Origin of the sequence: Pseudomonas agronomica, from assembly GCF_025917275.1 — a bacterium.
Classification (GTDB): Bacteria; Pseudomonadota; Gammaproteobacteria; order Pseudomonadales; family Pseudomonadaceae; genus Aquipseudomonas; species Aquipseudomonas agronomica.
Map to the genome: position 1 here is coordinate 1 of NZ_JAOSHO010000499.1, position 3579 is coordinate 3579.

3 protein-coding genes are annotated in these 3579 nt (G+C 62.6%); all 3 read left to right on the forward strand.

All coding sequences use genetic code 11. From position 1 onward, the window contains the following. Window positions 1-135 precede the first annotated feature (135 nt). Genes OC610_RS23400 through OC610_RS23410 form a run of 3 tightly spaced genes read left to right on the forward strand, consistent with a single transcriptional unit; the run spans window position 136 to window position 3549 of the window. Window positions 136-1428: a murein hydrolase activator EnvC family protein gene (locus OC610_RS23400; RefSeq protein WP_264431202.1), complete on the forward strand. Its 1293-nt coding sequence runs from the start codon at window positions 136-138 to the stop codon at window positions 1426-1428. 32 nt (window positions 1429-1460) lie between these two features. Next, window positions 1461-2768 (forward strand): S41 family peptidase, encoded by a 1308-nt coding sequence (locus OC610_RS23405; protein WP_264431204.1) that lies wholly within the window; start codon window positions 1461-1463, stop codon window positions 2766-2768. Window position 2769: 1 nt separating this feature from the next. After that, window positions 2770-3549: a divergent polysaccharide deacetylase family protein gene (locus OC610_RS23410; protein WP_264431207.1), complete on the forward strand. Its 780-nt coding sequence runs from the start codon at window positions 2770-2772 to the stop codon at window positions 3547-3549. Window positions 3550-3579 lie beyond the last annotated feature (30 nt).

The window sequence follows — 3579 nt, forward strand, 5'->3', positions numbered from 1 at the left end:
ATCGCGAGCAAGCTCGCTCCCACAAAGGGTTTGGTGTTTTTTCGGCCAGTTATCACACAGCCCCAAATGGGCGTTTTTTTTGCAGCGTGGGGCGGGCATACTAGGCCGTCCCTTTCCCTGGTGTCGCCCGCCTCTATGCTTCGCGTCCTGATAGCCCTTGCCCTGACCTGCCTCCTCCAACCGGCCTTTGCCGACGAGCGCGCGCAAACCCAACAACAGTTGGAAGCCACGCGCCAGGACATCGCCGAGCTGAAGAAGCTGCTGGGCAAGCTGCAGGAAGAAAAGTCCAGCGTCCAGAAGGACTTGCGCGGCACCGAGACCGAGATGGGCAAGCTGGAGAAGCAGGTCGACGCCCTGCAGAAAGAGCTGAAGAAAAGCGAATCCGAGCTGCAGCGACTCGATGGTGAGAAAAAAAAACTCCAGAGCGCGCGCACTGAACAGCAAAAGCTGATCGCCATCCAGGCTCGGGCGGCCTACCAGAACGGGCGCCAGGAATACCTCAAGCTGCTGCTCAACCAGCAGAACCCCGAGAAATTCGCCCGAACCCTCACTTATTACGATTACCTGAGCCAGGCACGCCTGGAGCAGCTCAAGAACTTCAACGAAACCCTGCGCCAACTGGCCAATGTCGAAAAAGACATCGAGTTGCAGCAAGCCCAGTTGCTGGTGCAGAAAAGCAGCCTGGACACCCAGCGCGAAGAACTCGAGAAGGTCCGCAAGGAGCGCCAAGAGGTCCTGGCCAAGCTCAACGATGACGTGAAGGCCCGTGACAGCAAGCTCAAGGCTCGCGAGCAGGATCAGGCCGAACTGGCCAACGTATTGAAAACCATCGAAGAAACCCTGGCTCGCCAGGCCCGCGAGGCAGAAGAAGCGCGCCAGAAAGCGCTGATCGCCCAGCAGGAAGCCGAAAAAAAGCGGTTACGTGAAGCCCAGGCCGACGCGGACGCCGGCGACGCACCGCGCAAACCGGCAAAATCCAGCCCCGGCGCACTGGTTTCCAGTGACGGTGAAACCTTCGGCGGCGCTTTTGCTTCGGCCCGAGGCAAACTTCCATGGCCGGTCAATGGTCGATTACTTGCGCGCTTCGGTGAAACCCGCGGCGACGATACCCGTACCAAGTGGGACGGCGTGATGATCAGCGCCTCCGCCGGTAGCCAGGTGCATGCCGTACATGGCGGGCGCGTGGTGTTTGCCGATTGGCTGCGTGGCGCCGGTTTGCTGGTGATCCTCGATCACGGCAATGGATACCTGAGCCTTTACGGCCACAACCAGACCCTGCTCAAATCGGCGGGGGATGTGGTCAAGGCCGGCGAGTCCATCTCAACGGTCGGCAACAGTGGCGGGCAGGATACGCCAGCACTGTATTTCGCTATTCGCCAGCAGGGTCGCCCCAGTGACCCGGCCCAATGGTGTCGTGCGCAAGGATAAGCGCGCCCATCCAACTCAGGAGTTCGTTCGACATGCTGCATTTGTCCCGCCTCACCTCGCTGGCCCTGACGATCGCCCTCGTGATCGGCGCGCCCCTGGCTTTCGCCGCCGAGCCGGCCCCGTCGGCACCCGCCGCGACCACCAAGGCCCCGCTGCCGCTGGACGAACTGCGCACCTTTGCCGAGGTCATGGACCGGATCAAAGCCGCGTACGTCGAACCGGTGGACGACAAGATGCTGCTGGAAAATGCCATCAAGGGCATGCTCAGCAACCTTGATCCGCACTCGGCCTATTTGGGGCCGGACGACTTTGCCGAGCTGCAGGAAAGCACCAGCGGCGAGTTCGGCGGCCTGGGCATCGAGGTGGGCAGCGAAGACGGCTTCGTCAAGGTCGTCTCGCCCATCGACGACACCCCTGCTTCCAAGGCCGGCATCCAGGCCGGTGACTTCATCGTCAAGATCAATGGCCAACCGACACGCGGCCAGAGCATGACCGAAGCCGTGGACAAGATGCGCGGCAAGATCGGCCAGAAGATCACCCTGACCCTGGTACGCGACGGCGGCACGCCATTCGACGTGACCCTCACGCGGGCGGTCATCCAGGTCAAGAGCGTGAAGAGCCAACTGCTGGAATCGGGCTACGGCTACATCCGCATCACCCAGTTCCAGGTCAAGACCGGCGAAGAAGTCGCCAAGGCCTTGGCCAAGCTGCGCAAGGACAACGGCAAGAAACTCAACGGCCTGGTCCTGGACCTGCGCAACAACCCCGGCGGCGTACTGCAATCAGCGGTGGAAGTGGTCGATCACTTCATCACCAAAGGCTTGATCGTCTACACCAAGGGGCGCATTGCCAACTCCGAACTGCGCTTCTCCGCCACTGGCAATGACCTGAGCGAAGCCGTTCCGCTGGTCGTGCTGATCAATGGCGGCAGCGCCTCGGCCTCGGAAATCGTCGCCGGCGCCCTGCAGGATCAGAAACGCGGCGTGGTCATGGGCACCACCAGCTTCGGCAAGGGCTCGGTGCAGACCGTGTTGCCGCTGAACAACGACCGCGCCCTGAAGATCACCACCGCGCTGTACTTCACACCGAATGGCCGCTCCATCCAGGCCCAGGGCATCGTCCCTGATATCGAAGTGCGCAAGGCCAAGATCACCAGCGAGGCGGACAGCGAGTACTTCAAGGAAGCCGACCTGCAAGGTCACCTGGGCAATGGCAACGGCGGCGCCGACAAACCGACCGGTTCCGGTGGCAAGGCCAAGCCGATGCCGCAGGACGACGACTATCAGTTGGCCCAGGCCTTGAGCCTGCTCAAAGGATTGAACATCACGTCCGGCCGCTGAGATGGGCCTGCGTTGCCTCTTCATCCTGTTGTGCCTGCTGGCGGGGGCCGTTGACGCGGCCCCCGCCACGCCCTCCTCGCCGCACAAGGCTTACCTGAGCCTGATCATCGATGACCTGGGACAGAACCTGCCCCGGGATCGCCGTGTGCTGGCCCTTCCCGGCCCGGTCGCCGCCGCGATCATGCCCGACACACCCCATGCCGCCGAATTCGCTCGCGAAGCCCATCGCGCCGGCAAGCTGGTCATGCTGCACATGCCCATGGACCCGGCCACCGGGCCGTTCGCCTGGCACCCAGACCTTTCCATCGAAGAGTTGGGCAAGCGCCTCGACGCCGCGTTTGCCGCCGTGCCCTACACCAGTGGCATCAACAACCACATGGGCAGCCGCATGACCGCCCAGCCCCAAGCCATGGCGTGGTTGATGGCAAATCTGCAGCAGCGGCACAAGTTTTTCGTCGACAGCCGCACCAGCGCACAGACCGTAGCTGCCGCCGAAGCGCAGAAGATCGGCCTGGCCAGCGTGTCGCGGGATGTGTTCCTGGATGACGAGCGCACCGAAGCGGCCATCGCCCATCAGCTCCAGACCGCCATCGACCTGGCCCACCGACAGGGCTCGGCCGTGATGATCGGCCATCCCTACCCGCAGACGTTGGCGGTACTCGAACGCGAACTGCCCAAGCTCAAGGCCCAGGGCATCGAATGGATCGACCTAAAGTCGATGATCAGCCTGCGCAGCAATCGGGCAATGGTTGGGCATGGGAAGGATGGGGTTTATCGGTAGCAGCCCATCGCGAGCAAGCTGACTCCCACA